The organism is Sphingomonas molluscorum, assembly GCF_039522995.1.
Taxonomy (GTDB): Bacteria; Pseudomonadota; Alphaproteobacteria; order Sphingomonadales; family Sphingomonadaceae; genus Sphingomonas; species Sphingomonas molluscorum.
The window spans coordinates 533,259-556,724 of record NZ_BAAAEL010000002.1; the positions used below are offsets into that span (position 1 = coordinate 533,259).

The 23,466-nt window shown below is 67.9% G+C and carries 17 protein-coding genes; 4 read left to right on the forward strand and 13 right to left on the reverse strand.

What is annotated here, in order from left to right; genetic code table 11:
- Positions 1-43 precede the first annotated feature (43 nt).
- Together ABDZ92_RS07085 and ABDZ92_RS07090 are read right to left on the reverse strand one after the other, a co-directional pair.
- The gene (locus tag ABDZ92_RS07085) at positions 44-1,042 is read right to left on the reverse strand and encodes a 4-hydroxyproline epimerase (RefSeq protein WP_125960665.1); all 999 of its coding nucleotides are present in this window, start codon (positions 1,040-1,042) and stop codon (positions 44-46) included.
- A 12-nt stretch (positions 1,043-1,054) separates the two neighbouring features.
- Positions 1,055-1,969, reverse strand: a complete 915-nt coding sequence (locus ABDZ92_RS07090) for a dihydrodipicolinate synthase family protein (protein ID WP_125960796.1) — start codon at positions 1,967-1,969, stop codon at positions 1,055-1,057.
- A gap of 75 nt (positions 1,970-2,044) precedes the next feature.
- Here ABDZ92_RS07090 and ABDZ92_RS07095 point away from each other — a divergent pair, with 75 nt between their 5' ends.
- Positions 2,045-3,262 carry an NAD(P)/FAD-dependent oxidoreductase gene (locus ABDZ92_RS07095; protein ID WP_125960664.1) on the forward strand — a complete coding sequence of 406 codons (1,218 nt, stop codon included), beginning with the start codon at positions 2,045-2,047 and terminating at the stop codon, positions 3,260-3,262.
- 16 nt (positions 3,263-3,278) lie between these two features.
- Entirely contained in the window at positions 3,279-4,475 is a 1,197-nt protein-coding gene (locus ABDZ92_RS07100; protein WP_125960663.1) for a M24 family metallopeptidase, read from the forward strand.
- A gap of 230 nt (positions 4,476-4,705) precedes the next feature.
- On the opposite strand, the gene ABDZ92_RS07105 is transcribed toward ABDZ92_RS07100, so the two are convergent.
- The gene (locus tag ABDZ92_RS07105; protein ID WP_125960662.1) at positions 4,706-5,998 is read right to left on the reverse strand and encodes a homoserine dehydrogenase; all 1,293 of its coding nucleotides are present in this window, start codon (positions 5,996-5,998) and stop codon (positions 4,706-4,708) included.
- Positions 5,999-6,174: 176 nt separating this feature from the next.
- Positions 6,175-7,122 carry an isopenicillin N synthase family dioxygenase gene (locus tag ABDZ92_RS07110; protein ID WP_125960661.1) on the reverse strand — a complete coding sequence of 316 codons (948 nt, stop codon included), beginning with the start codon at positions 7,120-7,122 and terminating at the stop codon, positions 6,175-6,177.
- A gap of 211 nt (positions 7,123-7,333) precedes the next feature.
- Here ABDZ92_RS07110 and ABDZ92_RS07115 point away from each other — a divergent pair, with 211 nt between their 5' ends.
- Positions 7,334-7,669, forward strand: coding sequence for a DNA primase (locus ABDZ92_RS07115; protein WP_125960660.1), 336 nt, complete (start codon positions 7,334-7,336; stop codon positions 7,667-7,669).
- Positions 7,666-8,529 (forward strand): MliC family protein, encoded by an 864-nt coding sequence (locus ABDZ92_RS07120; RefSeq protein ID WP_125960659.1) that lies wholly within the window; start codon positions 7,666-7,668, stop codon positions 8,527-8,529. Before ABDZ92_RS07115 ends, ABDZ92_RS07120 begins: the two co-directional genes overlap by 4 nt.
- A 72-nt stretch (positions 8,530-8,601) precedes the next feature.
- Here the strand turns inward: ABDZ92_RS07120 and ABDZ92_RS07125 are convergent, their stop codons facing one another.
- From ABDZ92_RS07125 to ABDZ92_RS07165, 9 genes are all read right to left on the reverse strand, one after another.
- Entirely contained in the window at positions 8,602-11,427 is a 2,826-nt protein-coding gene (locus ABDZ92_RS07125) for a TonB-dependent receptor (protein WP_272695151.1), read from the reverse strand.
- Between the two features lie 219 nt (positions 11,428-11,646).
- Positions 11,647-13,092, reverse strand: a complete 1,446-nt coding sequence (locus tag ABDZ92_RS07130; RefSeq protein WP_125960657.1) for a glycoside hydrolase family 43 protein — start codon at positions 13,090-13,092, stop codon at positions 11,647-11,649.
- A gap of 29 nt (positions 13,093-13,121) precedes the next feature.
- Positions 13,122-14,144 carry an arabinan endo-1,5-alpha-L-arabinosidase gene (locus ABDZ92_RS07135; RefSeq protein WP_425542284.1) on the reverse strand — a complete coding sequence of 341 codons (1,023 nt, stop codon included), beginning with the start codon at positions 14,142-14,144 and terminating at the stop codon, positions 13,122-13,124.
- A gap of 97 nt (positions 14,145-14,241) precedes the next feature.
- A complete protein-coding gene (locus ABDZ92_RS07140) occupies positions 14,242-15,840 on the reverse strand; it encodes an alpha-N-arabinofuranosidase (protein WP_125960655.1) in 1,599 nt (532 codons plus the stop codon).
- A gap of 214 nt (positions 15,841-16,054) precedes the next feature.
- Complete coding sequence (locus ABDZ92_RS07145; protein ID WP_125960654.1) at positions 16,055-16,480, reverse strand: organic hydroperoxide resistance protein; 426 nt, start codon at positions 16,478-16,480, stop codon at positions 16,055-16,057.
- 111 nt (positions 16,481-16,591) lie between these two features.
- Positions 16,592-18,142 (reverse strand): family 43 glycosylhydrolase, encoded by a 1,551-nt coding sequence (locus ABDZ92_RS07150; RefSeq protein WP_125960653.1) that lies wholly within the window; start codon positions 18,140-18,142, stop codon positions 16,592-16,594.
- A 1-nt stretch (position 18,143) separates the two neighbouring features.
- Positions 18,144-19,928, reverse strand: coding sequence for a DUF885 domain-containing protein (locus ABDZ92_RS07155; RefSeq protein WP_125960652.1), 1,785 nt, complete (start codon positions 19,926-19,928; stop codon positions 18,144-18,146).
- A 2-nt stretch (positions 19,929-19,930) separates the two neighbouring features.
- Entirely contained in the window at positions 19,931-20,938 is a 1,008-nt protein-coding gene (locus ABDZ92_RS07160; protein WP_125960795.1) for an Ldh family oxidoreductase, read from the reverse strand.
- A gap of 29 nt (positions 20,939-20,967) precedes the next feature.
- On the reverse strand, positions 20,968-23,277 hold the full coding sequence (locus ABDZ92_RS07165) for a glycoside hydrolase family 127 protein (protein WP_125960794.1): 2,310 nt from the start codon (positions 23,275-23,277) through the stop codon (positions 20,968-20,970).
- Between the last annotated feature and the right edge of the window lie 189 nt (positions 23,278-23,466).

The window sequence follows — 23,466 nt, forward strand, 5'->3', positions numbered from 1 at the left end:
GGGCCGCGACGGACCCGCCGACAATCGACTTCGGCCGCCAGGGTCACTTGACCTGGAAACCCTTCCAGAAAGGATCGGCGCGATCAATCCAGATCGTGTTGAAGCCGGTGGCGACCGCCGATCCCTCGATCGATGGGATGATCGCCGGCTGGTCGCCGATCGCAGTCTCCGCCTCCACCCGGCCGATGAAGCGGCTGCCGATATAGCTTTCGTGGACGAAACGCTCGCCGGTTTTCAGCTGCCCCTTGGAGGCGAGGTGCGCGAGGCGCGCCGAGGTACCGGTGCCGCACGGGCTGCGGTCGATCGCGCGGTCGCCGTAGAAGACGGCGTTGCGGCCGTCGGCGCCGTCGCCGCGCGGCTTGTCGGCCCACAGGATATGGCTGACGCCGCGGATGGTGGGATCGAGCGGGTGGACCGGCTCGAACTTCTCGCGGATCGCCTCGCGCAGGCGGGCGCTCAATTCGACCAGCCGCGAGGCACCGAGATCGTCGAGGCCGGTATAGGCCCCCTGCGGCTCGACGATGACGTAGTAGTTGCCGCCATAGGACACGTCGACGCTGAGCGGCCCCAGCCCCTCCAGATCGACCTGGATGCCGGTCGCCGCGACATAGGCGGGGACGTTGGTGATGCGCACCGCCGTCACCTTGTCGCCTTGCGTCTCGTAGGTGACTTCGATCACCCCGGCCGGCACCTCGATGCGCAGCTTGCCGGGCGTGGCGGGCTGGATGAGGCCATGCTCCAGGCCGAAGGTGACCATGCCGATGGTCCCGTGCCCGCACATCGGCAGGCAGCCGGACGTCTCGATGAACAGGATGCCGATGTCGGTGTCGGCCTGCGTCGGCGGGTAGAGGAACCCGCCCGACATCATGTCGTGCCCGCGCGGTTCAAAGCACAGGCCCGTGCGGATCCAGTCGAAGCGGGCCAGGAAATCCTGGCGCCGCTCCGACATGGATGCCCCCTTCAAGAGCGGCGCGCCGCCCGCGACCAGGCGGACCGGATTGCCGGCGGTGTGGCCGTCGATACAGAAGAAGGTGTGCCGCATGGGTGTCTCGTGTCAGGCTGCCTTGGCGATGTCGAGGGTCGGGCGGGTCGCCGCCGCCTTTTCCACCATGGCGATCACCGCTGCACGGCGTTCGCCGGTCAGCACCTGGCGGGGCGGAAGCACGCGCTCCGAACCCCGGCCCATCACCTGCTCGGCGAGCTTGATGGTCTGCACCAGGTCATGCTCGGCATCGAGGTGGAGGAGCGGCATGAACCAGCGGTAGATCTCCAACGCCTTCGCATGGTCGCCGCGTTCGAACGCGCGCACCAGCTCCACCGACTCGCGCGGGAAGGCGTTGGTGAGGCCCGAGACCCAGCCCTTGGCGCCCAGGAACAGGCCCTCCAGCGCCACGTCGTCGAGGCCCGCGAACAACACGAAGCGGTCGCCGAACTCGTTGCGGAAATCGGTGAAGCGGCGGGTGTCGGGCGCCGACTCCTTGACCGCGACGATGTTCTTCACGTCGTCGAGCGCCGCCAGCACGCCGCGGTCGATCACGGTGCGATAGGCCGGCGGGTTGTTGTAGAGCATGATCGGCAGGCTCACCGCCTCCGCCACGCCGCGGAAGTGCGCGACCAGTTCCTCGGCCTTGGGCACATAGACCATCGGCGGGAGCAGCATCAGGCCATCAGCGCCGATCTTTTCGGCCGCCTGGGCATAGCGGGTGGCGCGGCGCTGATCATATTCGGAAACGCCGGTGAGCACGGGCACGCGGCCGGCGACCACTTCCACGATCGCGGAGAGGACCTGCTGCTTTTCCTCGAACATCAGCGAGTTGTTTTCACCCACGGTGCCGAGCGCGATCACGCCGGTCACCCCGTCGCGGATCAGGTCGTCCACCACCCGCTGGGTTTCACCCAAGTCGATCGACAGATCCTCACGGAGCTGCGTCGTCACGGCGGGGAACACGCCCTTCCATTCGACCATCATCGGAACCATTCTCTTCTCGTTGCGGACATATACCGTATACGATAGGGATTGCTGTGCCGCAACAGGAGAACGGGCGTGGGTGCGACAAATGTGGTCGGGGGGGGCGTTGTCGGGCTGGCGAGCGCATTGGCGCTGGCGCGTGCCGGCCATTCCGTGACGCTGCTGGAACCGGACTCCGCGCGCACGGCCGCCTCCTGGGGAAATGCCGGCCACATCGCGACGGAGCAGGTGGCGCCGCTCGCCTCGCCGGCTGCCATCCGATCCGCGCCGCGGCGGCTGTTCGTGCGCGGCGGGGCGCTCGACCTGCCGCTCGGTCAGCTCGCGAACTGGCTGCCGTTCGCGCTGCGGCTGGTCGGCCGGTCGACCCCGAGCCGCTTTGCCGCGGGCAGCGCCGCGCTCGGCAGCCTGTTGCGGGAGGCGATGCCCGCCTGGGAGCGGCTGGCGGCGACGATCGACGCCCCCGAGCTGCTGACGCAGGACGGACATCTGGTGCTGTGGGAATCGCCGGAGACCGCACGCGCCGGACGCGCCGCCTGGACGGCGGCCGATACCGGCACGGCGACGTTCCGCGATGCCGACGCTGCCGAGCTCGACGCAATCGCCAGCGTGACCCAGGCTCCGGTGGCAGGTGCCATTCGCTTTGCCGGCAGCGGGCAGATCCGCGATCTCTCGGTGCTGGCAGGCGCGCTGGAGGAAGCGTTCCTTCGTGCAGGAGGCCGCATCGTCCGCGCCCGCGCGCAGCTGCGCATCATCGACGGGGTGGCGCTGGTCCCCGGGCATCCGGCCGAACTGGTGCTGGTGGCGGCCGGCATCGGCTCGCGCGCGCTGATGGAGGCAACCGGCCACGCCGCCCCGATGATCGCCGAGCGCGGCTATCACATCCGTGCCGCCGCCGATCGCTGGCCGGCGGACCTGCCGCCGCTGGTGTTCGAGGACCGGTCGATGATCGTCACCCGCTATGGCGATCGCGTGCAGGCCGCGAGCTTCGTCGAGCTGAGCAGCCCCGACGCGCCGCCCGATCCGCGCAAGTGGGAGCGGCTGGAAGCGCACGTCCGTGCCCTCGGCCTCCCCATCACGGGCCCGTTCCGCCGATGGATGGGATCGCGCCCCACCCTTCCCGACTATCTGCCCGCGATCGGCCGCTCGCCTCGCGCGAACAACCTGCTCTATGCATTCGGCCACCAGCATCTGGGGCTGACGCTGGCGCCGATCACGGCCGAGCTCGTCGCGGCCCTGGTCGCAGGCGAGCGGCCGCCGGTCGACCTGGCGCCCTTCGATCTCGCACGGTTTTGAACAAGGAAGAACAGGCATGACCATCGGCGGATCGAGCGCAGAGGCCGAACTCGCGGCCATCACCCCTTGGGCGGACCGCGCCGCTCCCATCGGTGCGGCAGAGCGGCAGGCGCGGCTCGAGCGTGCCCGCACGCTGGCGGACGCGGGCGGTGCGGACGGGCTGCTGCTCAACGTCGGGGCGACGCTGCGCTATTTCGCGGGCGTGCCGTGGGGCCCGAGCGAGCGGCTGGTGGCGATGCTGCTGCCCGTGCGCGGCCGGCCGGTGCTGCTGTGCCCGGCGTTTGAACTGGGCACGCTCGAAGCCGACCTTGCGATCGATGCCGACATCCGCCTGTGGCAGGAGGACGAGGATCCGATCACGCTGCTTGCCGACACGCTGGCGGCGACCGGAGTCGCGAAGCTTGCCGTCGACCCGCTGTTCCCCTTCCAATGGGCCGAGCGGCTTCGCGCCAAGGCGGGCAGCGTCCGGCTGCTCGATGGCGCGCCCGCGATCGACGGCTGCCGGATGGTGAAGTCCCCCGCCGAGCTGGCGCTGCTTGCCCAGGCCAAGGCGATGACGCTGGAGGTGCATCGCCGCACCGCGCGCATCCTGCGCCCGGGCATCGCCGCGAGCGAGGTCGTGCGCTTCATCGACGCCGCGCATCGCGCGATCGGGGCTGCGGGCTCGAGCTTCTGCATCGTCCAGTTCGGCCGCGCGACGGCGTTCCCGCACGGGCTGCCGGGCGAACAATATCTGCAGGAGGGCGAGCTGGTGCTGGTCGACACCGGCTGCCTGGTCGAGGGCTATCACTCGGACATCACGCGTACCTATGCGTTCGGGGCGGTTCCGGACGAGGTGCGCAGCATCTGGTCGCTGGAAAAGGAAGCACAGCAGGCGGCGTTCGACGCGGTGGTGCCGGGCGCACCCTGCGAGAGTGTCGATGCGGCGGCGCGGCGCGTGCTGGAGGCGGCGGGGCTCGGGCCCGACTATCGCCTTCCGGGGCTACCCCACCGCACCGGGCATGGCATCGGCCTGTCGATCCATGAGGCGGCCTATCTGGTGCGCGGCGACAGGACGCCGCTTGCGCCCGGCATGTGCTTTTCCAACGAGCCAATGATCGTCGTGCCGGATCGCTTCGGCGTGCGGCTGGAGGATCATTTCCACGTCACCGAAACGGGTGCGGCGTGGTTCACCCAACCGCAGCATGCGATTGACCAGCCGTTCGCGGAATAATCAACGGACGTGATCAGTACCCCGGCGCAGGCCGGGGTCCAGTTGGGGTGCGTTCCGGGCTTTCGCGCAACACCGCCGGATAGCACCCCCGGCCTTGCGGGAGCATGTCCCCCCGACAGCTTCACCGCCAGCCGGCACTGGCGATGACGTGAGCGTCAGCGTACTTAATCCCCACCATCGCAACTGGGCCCCGGCCTTCGCCGGGGTACAGGTTGGTGCAGCGGGTGCGCTCAGCTTTCCAGGATGTGCATCCACATCGGCTCGCCGACGAGGCTGGGGGAGCCGCGCAGGCGTTCGAGTGAGGCGGCGACGGCGCGCTCGGGTCCCTCGTGGGTGACGATCGCTACCAGCACGCTGCCGTCGGCATTGGCGCCGCGCTGCATCAGCCGTTCGATCGACACGCCGGCGTCGCGCATCGCCGCCGCGATTTCCGCCAGCACGCCCACCTTGTCGGCGACCATCAGCCGCAGATAGGCGCGGCCGCGGCGTTCGCCAGTGGGCGCGGCGGGCTGTTCGGCGAGCGCCTCGGCCGGTTCCGCATAGGGCGGCCCGAACTCGCCACGAGCGATGTCGATCAGGTCCGCCACCACCGCGCTCGCGGTTGGGCCATCACCGGCGCCGCGGCCTTGGAAGAACAGCCGGCCGACGAAATTGCCCTCGGCCACCACGGCATTGAGCGAGCCGGTGACATGCGCGAGCGGATGGTCGAGGGGGACAAGGTGCGGGTGGACGCGCTGGAACAGGCCGTTCTTGCCGGCCTCCGCCACGCCCACCAGCCGCACGCGATAGCCGAGCGTCGCCGCCTCGGCGATGTCGGCCGCGAGCACGTGGCGCACGCCGGTGATCGCGACATCCGAAAAGGCCGGGCGGGTACCGAAGGCGAAGCTCGCCAGGATCGACAGCTTGTGCGCGGCATCGACGCCATCGATGTCGAAGCTGGGGTCCGCTTCGGCAAAGCCGAGCCGCTGCGCTTCGTCCAGCACCTCGGCGAAGTCGCGGCCCTCGGCCTCCATCTTCGAGAGGATGAAATTGCAGGTGCCGTTGAGGATGCCATAGACATGGCCGATCTCGTTGGCGGCGGCCCCCTCGCGCAGCCCCTTGATGACCGGCACGCCGCCTGCGACCGCCGCCTCGAACTTCAGCGCGACGCCGCGCCCTTCCGCGGCGCGGGCGAGTTCGAGGCCATGGTGCGCGATCATCGCCTTGTTGGCGGTGACGACGCTCTTGCCGTTGGCGAGCGCCGCACGGGTGAGCGTCAGCGCGGGACCGTCCGCCCCGCCGACGAGTTCCACCACCACGTCCGCCCGCGGATCGGCCGCGAGCGAGGCGGTGTCGTCCACCCAGTCGAAGCGCGAAAGGTCGACGCCGCGATCCTTGGCACGATCCCGCGCAGACACCGCCACGATCTCGATCGGGCGACCGGCGCGGCGGGCAATCAATGCCCCGTTCGCGTCGAGCAGACGAATGACGCCCGCGCCGACCGTACCAAGTCCTGCGATCGCGACGCGTAGCGGTTCCGTCATGCCTGCCTCTTCCATTTCGCCGCCGGGCACGTCCCGGCGGAGCGGCAGGCGTTAGCGGAGGGGCCGTGGTATAAACAACCCCAACACGACCAGAAGGCTTTGCAAAAGTTACCGGGCCGCTTTCGCCGCCCGGACGCGGAACGCGCGCCCGTTCCGGGAAACGGGCGCGCGTCGCATCACTTCTTCAGGAGGCCGATCTCGACCAGGCGCTGGTGCAGATAGTCGTGGGCGGTGATCGGCTCGGGGTAGCGGTTGCCCTCGCCCACGCAGCTCGGCAGCGTCTCGATCAGGAAATCGGGCGCCGGGTGGAGGAAGAAAGGCATGGAGTAGCGCGAGTTGCCGCGCCGCTCGGGCGCCGGGTTCACCACGCGGTGCGTGGTCGACGGCAGCACATGGTTGGTCAGCCGCTGCAGCATGTCGCCGACGTTCACGACCATCGCGCCCACCGGCGGCTTCACCGCGAGCCAGTCGCCGTCCTTGTCGAGCAGTTCCAGCCCGGCTTCCTCAGCGCCCAGCAGCAGCGTGATGAGGTTGATGTCCTCATGCGCCTCTGCACGCACGCCCGGCGCATCGGCGGGGATCGGCGGATAGTGGAGCAGGCGCAGCACCGAATTGCCGTCCTGGACCGCGTGCTCGAACCAGTTGGGATCGAGCTTCAGGTAGCGCGCGATCGCCGAAAGCAGCTTGAGCCCGGCGGTGTCGAAGGCGGCGAACAGCTCGAGGAAGGTCTCCTTGAAGCCCGCGGGCGCCGACGGCCAGATGTTGTCCGGCATCACGTCGCGGAAGCGGTGGCCGGCCGGCAGCTCCCGTCCGATGTGCCAGAACTCCTTGAGGTCGGTGACCTTCGCGTTCTTCGCAATTTCGGTGCGGAAGGGCGTGTAGCCGCGCGCGCCGCCGCCGCCCGGCGTGTGATAGGCGCGCTTCTCCTCCTCCGGCAGGCGGAAGAACTCTTCGGTCAACGCCCAGGCGCGGTCGATCAGCGCCGGATCGATGCCATGGTCCGCGACCATGGCGAAGCCGAAGCGTTCGAACGAGCCGCCGAACGCCTGTGCGAAACCCTCCGGGTCGTTCTGCTGGTCGGCCAGCGAGACGAGCGGCACCTGGGTCATGGGAACGTCGAGCATGGGGAATCCTGTAGGGGTATGAATAGCGGCGTGAATACGCCTGCAACCCGCGCGGGAACAGCCCCTTGGAACGGCCGGCGGGGAGTATACCGCAGGCACGCCCCCGCCCGTCCGCCGCTCGGCTCGTCCTTCGGTTCGGGAACACGCGGGCTCGCCCGCCGTTCGCGCTCTGACGGCCCCGCTGCTGGTGGGCCAGACGAAGGAGCGAACCATGGGTGGTCACCAGGTACCGGGGCTGGGCTCCGGCGACAGCTTTGACGAAGAAGGCTATGACGAGAGCCAGCGCGCCGAAATCCTGGAGGTAACCAGCGACGGTCCTTCGGACGGTACCCTGCTGACGGACATCGAGCCCGACCTCGGCGATGACGAGGATGAGGACGACCTCCTCATGGAAGACGATGAGCTCGGCAGCGAGGATGACGACGACGACATCGTTGTCGACCCCGAGGACCAGGAGGAAGACGAGCTTCAGGAAGACTTCGACGAGGACGACCTCGCCGAGGACGACGATCTCGAGGATACCGACAGGGCCGCGCTGGAACCGTGACCCGCACCACGACCGCTGCCGCACTGGCGTTGTTGCTCGCCGGTTGCGGCGGCGGCGTGCCGGAGCCGGAGGGGAATACCCCGGAGGCGGCAGCGGATACCGCGGCGCCGGCCGAGAAGTCGGCCGGCCTGGTCCCGAGTCCCACCCCCGTGGCGGCTCCGGCGCCGTCGCCGTCGAGCCCGACGCCCCCCGTGGCTTCGGCTGCCGACGACCCGGATGAAGCGACCGCCGAGGCGGCGCGCGCGGTGGTACAGCGCTATTACGCGCTGCTTGCCCGCGGTGACTATGCAGCGGCGCGGGCGCTGTGGCGCCGGGGTAGCGAAGGCTCCGGCAGGGACGCGCGGGCCTTTGCGCGCAGCTTCGTCCGCTATGCGAGCTACGGCGCGCGCGTGGGCGCGCCCGGACCGGTCGATGCCGGTGCCGGTCAGCGATACGTCACCGTTCCCGTCACGGTGCGCGGGACGCTGAAGGACGAAGGCGTGCCCTTCACCCAAGCCGGCGAGGTCACCCTGCACCGCACCGGCGACATCGATGGGGCGACCGCCGAGCAACGGTCCTGGCGAATCGAAAAGATCGAGCTGTCCCCCGGCGAGGCGCCGGCAGGCGATCTGCCGCAGCGCGTGACCGCGCGGTATCAATGCGAGAACGGCACCCTGTTGATCGCCACCTTCGACAATCGGGCAGACACGGTGACGCTGCGTGCGCGTGGCAGAACGCTGGGCGTGCTGAAGGGGCAGCGACCGGCATCGGGGATCTGGTATGCCGGCGACGGCATGACCCTGCGGGGCAAGGGCCGCGACGCGAGCTTCGAAGTCGAAGGGCAGGCCCCCGTCCACTGCGTCTCAAGCGAAGCGCGCTGACGAAAAAGGGGCCGGCGATGCCGACCCCTTGAAAGATTTGGCGCATCCGGCGGGGTCTCCCCCGCCAGCGGCTTACATCGAGAAGCGCAGGCCCACCGCGAAGGTGCGGCTCAGCAGCGTCGTGCCGAGGTTGTCCGTGTCCTGACCGCCGGCGCTGCCGAAGCGGTAGTAGGACTGCTGCTTCTGGTTGGTGAGGTTCACCGCGTCGAAGGTGAGGCCGATCTGGTCGTTGACCTTGTAGCTCAACTGGAAGTCCAGGCTGCTCTCCGGACGGTACCAGACGCCGATCGGGTTGGCGAACAGGCGCGCCTCGTTGTTGTGCAGGAACTCCTTGCGCCAGACGTACGACAGGCGGGCACCGACCGGGCCGTTGTCGTAGGCAAGCGTCGCGTTGTACGAGAAGTCCGACACGTTGAAGAACGACGAGGTCGCCTCGCCGGTGATGTTGCCGGCGGAGTCGGTCTGCGGAATGTTCTGCTTGGAATCCAGCACGGTCAGGCTGCCGACGAAGCCCAGGCCGTCGAGGAAGCTCGGCAGGTACTTCGGGAAGTAGGTCAGGCCCACTTCGACACCCTTCAGCACGCCGTCCGACGCATTCGCCGGACGGGTGATGGCGAAGTTGTTCGTCGCGCCCGCGACGATCCCGTTGTTGGGGATATACTCCATGACGGTGAGCGGAACGACCAGACCCTCGATCTCGCGACGGAAGCCGGTCACGTAGATCGCGCTGTCGCGATCGAAGTACCACTCGACCGCGAGGTCGTAGTTCTTCGAATGGGTGGGCTGCAGGTCCGCGGTGCCCGCCGTGCCGCTGCCGTAGCCGACGTTGGTGAGGTCACCCGTCAGCGAGTAGTTCGGGTTGATGTCGCCGAAGTTCGGACGGCGCAGCGTCTCACCATAGTTGAAGCGCACGCGCAGCGTCGGCGTGACTTCGTAGCGCGCGGTGAAGCTCGGCAGCCAGCGATGTGAACCGCTGGAAACGGAGGTCTGGGCGCCGTTGTTGTAGCGATCGAAGAAGTCATAGTCGGTGTCGACATCCACATAGCGGATGCCGCCCTGGATCTTCAGCGGACGCCCGAACACCGAGATCTCGCCATCGGCCAGCAGGTAGGCCGACATGGTCACTTCTTCGATGTTGAAGGTCTTGACCATGCGCAGCTGGTCCGAGGTCGGGAGGCCATAGAGGCCGCGAACCGTGTCTGCGTTGTCATAGAGCCAGCTGCCCTTCGGCAGCACCCAGCTGGTCGGCACGTCGGCGCGACCATCGAAGAAGTCGGAGTTGGTGAACAGCGCGTCTTCGCCGAGCGTCGTCAGGCTGCGACCGAGCACGCCGGCGTCCTGGGTGCGCACGTAGCTCGACGCCTTGCGGTCGTCGACGCGGATGCCTGCCTTGATCTGGCGCAGGAAGCCCTCGTCCCAGGTATAATAGCCGTCCAGGGTACCGGTCAGCGCGCTACCCTTGTCGCGACCACCGTTGTCGTAGAGCTGCGCGATGTTCCAGGACGCGGGATCGGTCAGCAGCGAATCGTCGCTGAAGTGGTAGGAGGGGATGCCACCGCCGGCATTGAAGTCGACCGTGATCTGATCCGCCACCCGCTCGGTGCGCATCGCGATGAACGAGGTCTGGTACTTGCTGGTCTGATAGGCGAGGTCAGCGGTGATCTTGCCGCGCTGACCCAGGTCCCATTGCCCGTTCAGTGCGTAGACGAAGCTGTCGGTCTTGCTGCGGGTGTAATCTGCGCTGTTGAAGCCGTACACGTCGTTCGCGACGCGCGACTTGACGATGTTGGTGCCCTCATAGAGCTCGACCGGCTGCGGATTCGCCCAGAAATCCACGAAGCTGAACATCATGCTGTTGGAGGTCTCTCCGCGGAAGCCCGCGTAGAAGACTTCGGCCGTGTAGACCGAGCTGCTGTTCGGGGCCCACTGCAGCGCCGCGTTGAACGACGGGCGCTCACGCTTGCCATAGAGATCCGAGCTGAAGACCGCGTCGCGCGAGAGGTAATAGGGCGTGTCGACGCCGTTGATGTCGAGCGTCGAGCCCGGTGCGGTCGGAAGCCCGGCATCGAGGCCTGGCTGCCAGTTGACGTTGCCCTCACCCGGGAAGATGCGCTCGAGCGGCGCGAGGCCGGAGCCCGCGGGCGGCGTCTCGGTCGCGAAGGGAACCAGCGCACCGGCCGTCACCGACATGTTGCGATACTTGGTGCGGCTGTAGCTGCCGTTCACCAGCAGGCCGATGTCGCCGATGCCGGTTTCCCAGCGATCCGACACGAGGAGCGCGATGTTGGGGTTAAAGCTGTCGGCCTGCTCGTTGTAGATGCCGCGTGCGAGGCCGGAGATGGTGAAGCCGTCGAAGTCGAGCGGACGGCGCGTCTTCACGTCGATCTGGCCCGCCAGACCGGTCTCGATCTGGTCGGCCGAGCGGGTCTTGTAGACGTCGACCTGCTTGACGAGGTTCGCCGAGACGTCCTGCAGCGAGAAGGACTGGCCGGCAGCGGTGAAGATGTTGCGGCCGTTGAGCGTGGTCAGCGGGTCGCTGAGGCCGCGGATGGTGATGGTGGCCGCTTCGCCGCCGGTGCGGTCGGTGACCTGGACACCGGTGACGCGCTGGAGCGCTTCCACGACGTTATTGTCGGGCAATTTGCCGACATCTTCGGCCACGATCGAGTCGACGATCTGCGTTGCTTCGCGGCGCACGTTGAGCGCGCCGACGATGCTGCCGCGCACGCCGGTGACGATGATGTCGCCGCTGGTGGCTTCATCCGGAGTGGAATTGACGGGCTCTGCGGCCTCAGTGGTCTGCGATGCGTCGTCCGCAGTGGTCTGTGCAAAGGCCGGCGGCGCCAGCACCAGGGCAACAACGGACGCGGTACGCAAGAAAATCGGCTTGAAAGCCATGTGCCTCTCCCCTCGCCGGGCTTGGCGCCCGGGCGTAATTGATCGAAACTTTACTCCTACAAAATTACGGCAACAGCTGGGCGACGGCAAGCGCATTCGGAAGGGCGCTGCACAGCAAGCGGGCAGCGTTGCCCGAAAGTCACGCAGCACTGGCCCCGCAGCGGCAGAGCCGTGCGGGGCCAGCAGGTTCAGGAGGGGAAAGCGGGCGAAACTTCTGCGTCAGCTGACGCGGAAGAGACTGTTCTCGGCGTTCCCGCGCTTCGGCCGCGCGACGAGCCGGAGCTCACCGCCGACCTGAGCGAGTACCATATTGGGACGCCCCGCCAGCGCAAACCGCACCGTGTCGCGACCGACGGCCTCGCGCACAAAGCTGCTGCGGAGCACGAACTGGCGATCGCGCAGCGGCTGGGCCAGCCGGACGCTGCCGTCGGGGGCGGCGAACAGCACCCGGTCGGCCACGTCGATCGGTGCCAGCGAGATGGCGCCGGACCCCGCCATGCTCTCGACGCTGCGGAACTGGCTCGACGGGATCGAACCCTGTCCGACAACGACGCGATCGCCGTCATGGCGCACGAACTGCTTCGGCGCAGTCGCCGGCGAGAAGCGGTCCGGCACCGGGCCATTGCCGACCGGGATGCCGAAGTCGGGGGTGCCGTCCTCGCGATAATAGATGCGCTGGACGCGGGTATGGCGGTTCGGGTCGAACAGCGGATCGCCCTTGATCGCCTTATAATCGCGGCCGTGGTAGACGAGCACGTCGCGGCCCTGCTCGTCGACGGTGAAGCTGTTGTGGCCGGGGCCGTAGACGCTGGTCACTTCCGAGCTGACGAACACCGGCTGGGGCGATTTCACCCAGCTCTTCGGGTCCATGATGTCGGCGTCGTCGCGCGCGGTCAGCATGCCGAGCGAATAGCGATCGTCGGTGGCGCTTGCCGAATAGGTCATGAACAGGCGGCCGTTGCGCGCGAGCACCGCTGGCGCCTCGGCCACCTTGAACCCGCGGATCTCCCAGTCGAGCGTCGGCACGGTCAGGCGCACGGCCTTGCGCGCCAGCGTCAGCGGGGTCTTGAGCGGCGCCAGATAGAGGTTGGAGTTGGTCTCGATCCCCGGCTCGCGCTCCGCCCAGCAGAAATAGGAGACGCCGCGATGCTCGAAGATCGTCGAATCGAGGTTGAAGCCGTCGAACGGCGACTCGAACTTGCCGAGCACCTTCCAGTTGCCGGTCATCGGATCGAGGCCGTCGCACACGATCGCATAGGTGCGGATGCGGAACACGTCCTCGCCGCCGCCGCTGGGGCCGGCTGCGAAATACATGATCCACTTGCCCTGGAAGAGGTGCAGTTCGGGCGCCCAGAGGAAGCCGGACATCGGGCCCGTGGCTTCGTGGCGCCACAGCACGCGCTCCTCGGCGGTGGCAAGGCCCGCCAGGGTGCGCGAGCGGCGCAGCACCAGCCGGTCATACTCCGGCACCGAGCCGGTGAGGTAATAATAGCCGTCGGTGTGGCGGAACACCTGCGCGTCCGCGCGCTGCTTGACGAGAGGGTTCACCGGCACGGGGGCGGCGGGAGTGGTACCGGGGGCGCGCATGCCGGCGACTGCTGCCTGGGCGGCAGCGACGGTGCCGGCGGCACCGGCGAGGAAGAGGCGGCGGTCGAGATGAAGCATGTCGGCTCCCTGGATTCGGCGAGAGGAGGTCATTGGGCGGCGACGGGCCAGCCGTCCGCGCCCCAGGTGACGGGAGCGATGCGCAGCGTGGGCGCGCCGTTCTTCTCCCGATCATAGGCGTGGTAGACCACGTAATCGCGGCCATCCTTGTCGTGCAGCCAGCCGGGGTGTCCGGGGCCGCGGAAGCGCTGCTTCTCTTCGAGATCGGCGCGCAGGAAAATCGTGCCCTGCCCCTGCATCAAGGAACTGCCGTCCTTGCCGAGATAGGGCCCGGTGATCTCCTTCGAGCGACCGACCACGGTGTAATAGGTGCTGTTCACGCCCTTGCAGCAGTAATCATAGGACACGAGCAGATAATAATAGTCGCCATGCGGCACGATGAACGGCGCTTCCACCGGTGCCGCCGCGCCCACGGGCGCCATGCGGCGCGCGATCGAGAAGCGCTTCTCCTTCGGGTGGAGAAGCTTGCCGGTCTTCTTGTCGAGCTCGAACAGCTTGATGCCGCTCCAGAAGCTGCCGAGCGACAGCCAGTGGCGGCCCTGCCGGTCGACCACGAAGTTCGGGTCGATGGCGTTGAAGTCGTCGCTGGGCATCGACTGCACCACCAGCCCCTCGTCGCGCCAAGCGAACTTGGGCGACTTCGCATCCAGCGTGGCGTTGGTCGCCATGCCGATCGCCGAGCGGTTCGAGCCGAACGTCGACACGGAGTAATAGAGCCGCCAGCGGCCGTTCACGAACGCGATGTCGGGCGCCCACATGCCGTTGGTGCCGGGTACCGCCTTGGGCGCCCAATCCGGCATCTTCGTGAACACGGGCGCACCCGCGGTCCAGTGGATCAGGTCCGGCGAGCTTTTGGTCTCGACCAGGCGATCGCCGTGGCCGGTGCCGAAGACGTAATAGGTACCGCCCTCGCGCGCGATCACCGGATCGTGGGTGGGGATGAGGTCACCGGTCAGCCGCTCGTTGAGGCTGGGCGCAGGCGTCTGCTGCGCCGGAGCGCTGGCGCCGCAAAGAACCAGCGCAGCTCCCATCAGAAGCGACCGAACCATCATCCCTCTCCTCCACTGGCACTCCTGCGAAGGCAGGAGCCCAGGGTTTCTACGCGTTGCGTTCGTGGCCCTGGGCCCCTGCCTGCGCAGGGGCACAAGGTTACTGCAGTTCGAGCACCACCACCGACTTGGCGGGCAGCGTCACCGTCAGCGTGCCGCCGTTCACCTGCGCGCCGTTGAAGGCGGCGGGCTTCACCACTTCGGGCGCGTCGAAGGTGTTGTGCGCGTTGATCGCGGGCGCGGTCAGCACCCGGCCGGTCACCGAGCCGGCGGTGATGCCGTCCAGGTTGACCGTTACGGTATTCGCCTGGTTCGGATCGAGGTTGGACAGGCCGATGTGGACCTTGCCGTCCTTGCCCCGCACTGCCGAGCCGCTCACCGCACGCATGGTGAACTGGTTCTTGTTGTACCAGGGCGCGTTGATCGTGATCGGCAGCACGGTCGCGTCCTGCCAGGGCTTGTACATCTCGAACACGTGGTAGGTCGGCGTCAGCACCATCTTGCCGCCGTCCGTCAGGATCATCGCCTGCAGCACGTTCACCATCTGCGCGATGGCGGTCATGCGGACGCGGTCGGCATGCTTGGCGAAGATGTCGAGGTGGATCGAGGCGATCAGCGCGTCGCGGAGCGTATTCTGCTGGCGCAGGAAGCCCGGGTGCGTGCCCGCATCCTGGGCATACCAGGCGCCCCATTCGTCGACCGCCAGGAAGATGCGCTTCTGCGGATCATATTTGTCCATGATCGCGCTGTGCTTGGTGATCAGTTCGTCCATGCGCCAGGCGCCGGCAAGCGCATCGGCCCAGCCGTTCTCGTCGAAGTCGACCGCAGGCGCACGCGGCGGCCAGCCGCCGGCGGGGTGGACGTAGTAATGGAGCGACACGCCGTCGAGCTGCGGTGCGGCCACGCGCATCATCGTCTCGGTCCAGTTATAGTCCTCGACGTTCGCGCCGGCAGCGATCTTCATGATCTTGGTGCCGGCCGGCGCCTTGATGAAGGTCGCGTAGCGGCGGGTCTCGTCCGCGGCGAACTCCGGCCGCATGTTGCCGCCGCAGCCCCACAGCTCGTTGCCGACGCCGAAGAACGGCACCGCCCAAGGCGCCTTGTGGCCGTTCTTCGCGCGTTCGTCGGCCAGGCTGCCGGCGGGCGAGGTCATGTATTCGACCCACTCGGCCATTTCGCGCGGGGAGCCGTTGCCGACGTTCCCGGCGACATAGGCCTCGGCGCCGACCTGGCGCAGCAGCTCGAAGAACTCGTGCGTGCCGACCGTGTTCGGCTCGGTCACGCCGCCCCAATGGGTGTTGATCTTGACCGGACGCTTATTCTGCGGGCCGATACCCTCACGCCAATTGTATTCGTCGGCAAAGCACCCGCCCGGCCAGCGGATCACCGGCACCTTCAGGTTGCGGAGCGCCGCGACCACGTCGTTGCGGAAGCCGTTGGTGTTCGGGATCTTGGAGTTCTTGCCGACCCACAGCCCCTCGTAGATGCCGTGGCCCAGATGCTCGGCGAACTGGGTGAAGATGCGGCGATCATAGACCGGGCCGGGCTGGTTGCCCTGGATCGCGACGGTGGCGGTGGCGGTGCCGGCGGCGGGCGGCTGGCTGGGCGCACCCTGACCAGGAGCGGTCTGGGCGCCTGCGGCGAGCGGGGCCGCCGAAAGCATCAGCGCGAGCGCTGCGCGACGGAGGGTCCGGATCATGGGTCGTCTCTCCCTTTGCTGCCGCAGCCGGAGCTACAGCCTGGTTCCCACCCTCTCATGGGGTGCACGACGGCCGGCGAAACGCGCGTCCGTATTACTCGGACATATTGCAACGACCGCTTTTACGCAATCGCGGAGGGGCAGCAGCAATGGAACGTAAAACGGGCGGGGTGTCGCCACCCCGCCCGCTAGGAGACCCCGATGGAGGCCGCCGTCAGGCGACGCTGAGGCCGACGTCCACGTTGTTGCGGGTGGCATTCGAATAGGGGCAGATCTGGTGCGCGGCTTCTACGACCTTTTCCGCATCGGCACGATCGACACCAGGTAGCGTCACTTCCAGGTCGGCGGTGATGCCGAAGCCCCCCTCGGAACGCGGGCCGATACCGACGGTGGCGGTGATGCTGGTTTCGGCGGGGACTCGCACCTTGAGCTGCTGCCCCGCGACCTTCAGCGCGCCCAGGAAGCAGGCGGCATAGCCGGCCGCAAACAGCTGCTCGGGATTGGTACCCTCACCGCCGGCGCCGCCGAGCTCCTTGGGAGTCGCCAGCTGAACTTCCAGGCGGCCGTCCGCGGTGCGGGCGCGGCCGTCGCGGCCTCCGGTTGCAGTGGCGGAGGTGCGATACTTCACATCGACGGACATAGGCTGACTCCTGCGAAAGAACCCTTATTGCGATAAGCAATATGGGATGCATGCCGCTGCTTGTCCAGAGGTTTTCGTTATCGCGATAAACTTGTGTCGGACGGCTGGGTGCTATTCGCGCGGCTCGCAGGGTAGAGCCGGCTCGGGGGGCAGCGTGACCCGCGTCGGCCGGCGGGTGAGCACCTCCCATTCCTGAACCGCCATCCCTGCGTTCGTGCCGTTGACACGCGCGGCCTGGAAGATTGCACGCAGGCACCGGGTTCTGACGGGAGCGAAGCGGGTCTGCTGGAAGGCGCCCGCAGCCGTGTTGTAGCGGCCGGCACGGGGCACCGGCTTCCAGCTGCCGTCCCAATATTCGATGCGCCAGCTAGCGGGCGGCGCAACGCCAGCGGCCTCCTCGGCAACGAACCATATCCGGGACTCGCTGACGGTGACCGGCTGCGGCCAGCGATATTCGATCCACTGCTGCGGCGGATTCGCAGCCGTGGCGCTGCCCCACATCTCGGGCGGCAGGGGCGACGCGCGGGTGGCGCCGTCGTTGAGCGCGCGCAGCCAGAAGCGCACCGGGATCGGCTCGTTCGAGGCGGCGGGGGTCGCGGCAGGGGCGATGTTGCGGCTGGGTGGCGGCACCGGCCGCGGGCTGCGGGTCGGCACCACGGGCCGAATCGCCGCCGGGCTGACGCTGTCGTCCCACTCCAGCCGGTCGATCGCGACGCTGCGGCGGAAGTGCCCGCCGCCTGCGCCATCGGCGGTGTGATAGGCGAGATACCATTGCCCGCGATACTCGACCGTGCCCGGATGCGACGTCGTCGAGGACACCGGCTTCAGCACGGTGCCGCGATAGGTCCAGGGGCCCAGCGGCGTCGGCGCGGTGCCATAGGCGATGCAGGCGTGGTAGAGCGTCGGCGTGCAGGGCGAGTCCGGGCCGGCATTGTTGCCCGCATAGAGCAGGTAATAGACGTCCTTGCGCTTCATCAGCCACGGCGCCTCGAAGAAGCCGGTCAGCCCCGTCACCGCGATCTGGCGGCCCTTGGGCGTCACCATGTCGCGCTCCAGTTCGATGCCGCGCAGCTTTCCGAACGTCCCCCAATAGAGGTAGACCCGCCCGTCATCGTCGACGAGCACCGTCGGATCGATGTTCTGGATGGTGTTGGGCTCGGGCACGCGCTGCGACACGATGGGGCCGGCGGGATGCGCGTCCACCCAGGGACCGGTCGGGCTGTCCGCCACGGCGACGCCGATCGCAAACCCGTCCTTGGCGTCGGTGTTCGCCTCCAGCACCGGAGCATAGAGATAGAGCCGGCCGTCCGGCCCCTTCACGATCTGCCCGGCATAGGCGCGGCCGGGCTCGGCCCAGCGGAAGATACCCTCGGGCGTCGCGACCGCGGGATAATGGGTCCAGGCGCCCGCGGCCGGCTCCCGCGTGGCGAGCAGCTGCCACTCGTTCATGATGAAGTCGTTGACGTCCGGAGGCGCCTCGTCGCGCCCGGCGAGGATGTAGAGCGCGTCGTCGATCACCACCGGCGCCGGATCGGTCGAATAGAAGCGCCCGTCCGCCAATATGGGGTTGCCGGCGCTCTGCACCGGCACGCCCTGTTGCGCGGCGGCCGGCCACACCGCTGGGAGCAATGCGGCGACCGCGACCGGCCGAGCCGCCCGCATCTTATTGCTCGTCCGGGTACGGCCCCTTGCCGCCTTCGGCGATCAGCTGGTCCACCCGCGCGGCCATCACCGGCAGCGGCACCGATCCGAGTTCGAGCACCGCGTCATGGAAGTTGCGGATGTTGAACTTGGGGCCGAGCGCCTGTTCGGCCTTGGCGCGCGCTTCCTGGATCGCGAGCTCTCCGAGGTAATAGGACAGCGCCTGCCCCGGCCACGCGATGTAGCGGTCGACCTCGGTCGTGATCTCGTGATCGGCCATGGCGGTGTTGTCGTGCAGGTATTTCTGCGCCTGCTCGCGGCTCCACCCCTTGGTGTGGATGCCGGTGTCGACCACCAGCCGGGCCGCCCGCCACATCTGGTAGCTGAGCATGCCGAACACGTCATAGGGCGTGTCGTACATCCCCATCTCTTCGCCCAGCGCCTCGCAATAGAGCGCCCAGCCCTCGCCATAGGCAGAGATATAGCTGTCGCGGCGGAACGCCGGCAGGCTGGTATTCTCCGCCGCCAGCGGCATCTGGAAGGCGTGGCCCGGCGCGCTTTCGTGCAGGGTCAGCGCCGGGATCGAATAGAGCGGGCGCGCCGGCAGGTTGTAGGTGTTGACGAGGTAGATGCCCGGCCCACCGCGCCCGCCGGTGTAGAAGGGCGCGACCTCGTCCGGCACCGGCTTGATCGCGAAGCGGCTGCGCGGCAGCCGGCCGAAATACTGGCTGGCCTTGCCGTCAAAGGTCTTGGCGACCCAGGCGGCGCGATCGAGCAGGTCCTGCGGAGTCTTGGCGTAGAAGCGCGGATCGGTGCGCAGGAAGGTCAGGAACGCCGGCAGGTCGCCCTGGAAGCCGACCTGCCGCATCACCTCCAGCATCCGCGCGCGGATCTTGGCGACTTCGGACAGGCCGATCGCGTGGATCTCGTCCGGCGTCTTGTCGAGCGTGGTGAACTCGCGGATCTTGGACTGGTAATAGGCCTTGCCGTCCGGAAGGTGATAGGCGTCCAGCTCCTTGCGGGCGCCGGGAATATACTCGGCGCGCAGGAACGTGAGCAGCCTGGCGTGGGCGGGCACCACCGCCTCGCGGATCGCCGCCTCTCCCTCCTTGCGCAGCGCCGCCTGGGTCGCGGCCGGAATGGTCGAGGGCATCTTGCGGAACGGTGCGTAGAACGCCTGGTCGTCGAGCGTCTTGGCCTCGGCAACCTGTGCTACGCCGAGGTCGCGACCCTTCAGCGTGATGGCGGAGGGGGTGAAGCCGCGCTTGAGGCCGGCGCGCATGTTCGCGATCTGCTGGTCATAATAGCGCGGCACCTCCCGCAGCATCGCGATGTAGTTGCGGTAGGCGGTTTCGTTCTCGAGCGGCTCGCGCGCCCAGCCCGCGATGTCGCCCCAGAAGCTGGTGTCGGCGTTGAGCGGCTTTTCATATTCGCGGTAGCGCTGTTCGGCGAGCAGCGCGTCGATCTGCCCCTTGTAGACCGCGAAGTTGACGCGGTTGGCGGGCGTCAGCGTAGCGGGGTCGATGGCGGCGAGCGCCCGTTCGGTCGCTTCCCAGCGCTTGAGCTTTTCGGCCTGCACCTTGGGACCGACGTCCGGCAGGCGCTTGGCGGCGCCGGCGGGGCTGTCCTCATTGGGGGCGGACTGCTGCGTTCGCCATTCCCATTCGGCCGTGTAGATCGCCTCGAACCGCTGGTCGGCGGTCTGGGCGGCCGAGGCCTGTGCCGGGGCCGCGGCAACCGCCGCCTCCACCACCGCCAGTTGCCCCATCATCAACGCTGCCCTGAGCAGAAACCGTGCCTTGCGCATGTCTAAGCCTTGCCCCCCTGTGCCAGCGCCATCAGATCGGCGTGGAGAGACGCGGGCACCCGCACGCCTTCCACCAGGCTGCGCCGCCGCGCGGCATAGCGCCGCGATCCCGGCAGGCGCGCACCCTGCGTTTCGATTGCCTCGAACATCGCTTCGGCCCGCGCGAGATGCTCGGCGACGCCCGCACCCAGGAAGCCCGCGGGGTCGATCGCGAGGACCAGCTCGCCGCCCAAGGGGGATCCGCCCGCGCCGTCGTCAGCCGCCATCGACTCCTTGCTGGTCATATCGCCGATCAACGGCCCGGCGATCAGCTCGACCATCGCGGCGAGTGCCGACCCCTTGTGCCCGCCAAAGGTCCGCATCGCGCCAGACAGCACCGCCGCGGCGTCGGTGGTGGGGTTGCCGTCGGCGTCATAGCCCCAGCTCTCGGGCACGGGCTTGCCCGCGCGCCGGTGGAGCTCGATCTCGCCTCGCGCGACCGCGCTGGTGGCAAAGTCGAACACGAACGGCTCGCGTCCCGGCCGTGGCCAGCCGAACGCGATCGGGTTGGTGCCGAACACCGGCTCCGTCCCGCCCGCCGGCGCTACCCAGGCGTGGCTGGGGGTGAAGGCGAGCGCGACCAGCCCTTGCTCGGTCAACGCCTCGACCTCGGGCCAGAGTGCTGCGAAGTGGACGACGTTGTTGAGCGCCAGCGCGGCAATGCCGAACGTGCGTGCCTTTTCCACAAGCAGCGGCTTGCCACGTTCGAAGGCGAGCTGGGCAAAGCCACCACCGCCATCGACGCGCACCAGCGCCTGCGCCGGCTCGCTCACCACCGGCACCGCATCCTTGGACACGCGGCCGGTCGCGATGCTGCGGGTCGCGACCAGCAGCCGGTACACGCCGTGCGAGCCGCAGCCGTCGCGCTCGCCGGAGACCAACGTCTCGGCAACCGCCGCGGCATGGTCCGCGGAAAGACCCGCGCCGGACAGCACGCTGCGCGACAGGGTGCGGACCTCGTCCAGCGTCATCGCCACCGTGTCGGGTGCAGTCGCCTCGCTCACGTCGTCGCGCCGGGCTTCGCGGTGAACAGGCGGACGCCGAACACCGGCCCGGCACTGCTGCGGTCATGCGGCACGAACTTCACCTTCACGCTCTGCTTGCCCTTGGTAAGTGCCTCGGGAAGCGGATATTCGACGTCGAAGAACTTGCCCGGCTGGTCGTTCTCCAGATGCTGGGTGGCGAGCTTCACATTGTCGACGAGGATGTCGAAGTCGCGCGCGCGCTCGCTGCCCCAATAGCTGGCCTGCAGGACGAGCGGGCCCGGCTTCACCTTCATCGAGAATTCGAAATAGCCGCCTGAGCGCGCGTCGCGACCGTTCCTGCCGCGGTACGAGACGGGGTATGAGATTTCGGAGGTGAGGTTGTGGTCGCGCTCCGGCTGCATCTCGCCCAGGTGCATGACGTCGACCGAACGGGCAGCAATGTCCTTCACGCGCGCCTGCTCGGCGAGGAACGCGACCTGCTCGTTCTTCCAGCCGGCTTCGCTGAAGCGCTTGAAATAGATCGCGCTGCGCCGTTCATACTGCGAGTAGAAGGGCACGAAGGTCAGGTCGGCGGGGCGCAGCAGCCCCTTGGTGGCATAGGATGCGCGACCCTGCGCCGGGGTAAAGGCGGCGAGCGGCTGTTCGCCGACCATCGCAGGATCCGCGCCCTGCCATTCGCCCTCGGCCGCACCGAGATCGGCTGCCAACACCATCGGCCCGCGCACCACCGCGACCGTATTTGGGTCGCCCGGCGCGGATTCCAGCCGCAGTTCCAGGGGGAAGGTAATCGCGACCACGTCGCCGGCCTTCCAGCGCCGATCCACCACGGCATAGCCGTTGCCGATCGCGGGAGTGACGGGCTGGTCGTTGACCGTCACCTGCACGGTGTCGCCGGCCCACCCAGGTACGCGCAGCGCGATCGGGAAGCGTCCGCGCTTCTTCAGTGCAGCGAGCGTCAGGCGCGCACCGGGCTCGAACGGATAGCTGGTTTCGAGCGCGACCTGCGCGCCGCGCGTCTGCCACTGCGCTTCGGCCGGAATGTAGAGGTTGACGATCAGGCCACCCTCGCCTTCCCAGAAGATCGCCTCGCCATGCTTGGCGTGACTCTCCATGCCGGAACCCACGCAGCACCAGAAGCTGTCCTCATAGGGTTCCGAATAGCCGCGCTTCGTGCCCGTCATCAGCGGCGTCATGTAGGTGAAGCCCCCGGTCTTGGGGTTCTGCGCCGACATGACGTGGTTGAGGTGCGCGCGCTCATAATAGTCGAACAGCGCGCCGTCGGGCTGCCAGTGATAGAGCTGCTGCGTCAGCTTGAGCATGTTGTACGTGTTGCAATGCTCGCACGTCTGCTCGGTGATGTGGTTGGCGATGCTGTCGGGTTCCGAGAAATACTCGCGGTCCGCATTGCCGCCGATCACATAGCTGTGGTGCTGCGTTACCGTCTTCCAGAAGAAGGTGGCGGCGTTGCGCTGCTCGGGTTTTCCGGTGAGGTCGTGGAGCCGCGCCAGGCCGATCAGCTTGGGCACCTGGGTATTGGCATGGAAGTTGGCGAGCTTGTCCTCGCCCGCGACCAGCGGATCGAGCACGCGATGGTCGTAGATCCGCTCCGCGACCGCGAGCCAGCGCTTGTCGTTGGTGCGGGCGTAGAGCTCGGCATAGCTTTCGTTGAGGCCGCCGTATTCGCAACCCAGCAGCTTCTCCATCTGCGCGTCGTCGAGGGCCGCGAACACCCGCTCGAAATAGCCGCCGAGGCCGGTGACGACCTGCAGCGCCTTGGGATTGCCCCAGGCGCCGTGGATGTCGAGCAGGCCGGCGAACAGCTTGTGCACGGTGTAGAGCGGCGACCAGCTGCCGTTGAGGTCGAAGCCGCCCGAACGGATGTCGCCCTTCATCACCTCGGGGAAGATCTCCTCCCCGTCGACGATCGTGCCGTCCTTCCGCTTGCGCCCGAGCGCACCGACATAGCCGGTGCCGCGCTTCGCCTGCGCCTCGGCGAGTTCGTCGACGATATAGTCGGCGCGGCGGCGGCATTCGGGATCGCCGGTCTGCTGCCACGTCAGCACCAGCGCAGTCATGTAGTGGCCGAGCGTGTGGCCCGCGATCGTGTCGTTCTCCCAGCCGCCATAGATCGGCGCCTTGGGCTCGAGCCCCGCATATTTGCGGAAGTTGTGGAGGAAGCGATCGGGATCGAGGCGATGCAGATAGCCGCGGTTGACCTCGACGGCGGTCGCATAGTCGGACGGCTTGAGCCGTACCGCCGCAAGCGGTAGCGGCTTGGGTTTGGCGGGCAGCAGCGACGCGTCCGGATTCGCCACCCGCGCCATCGCGCGCGCGCCTTGCGCTGCGAAAACCAACGTGGCTGCCCCTACCAGCAGTTCCCTACGGCTGCTCTCGATCACATGCCTCTCCCGTGAAATACGGTATACGATTACGGTGCGCTTCCCGCGGCGTCAACCGCTGCCATCACCATGGTAGGTTCAACATCGTATAATGTATTTGACCTACAAAGCCCC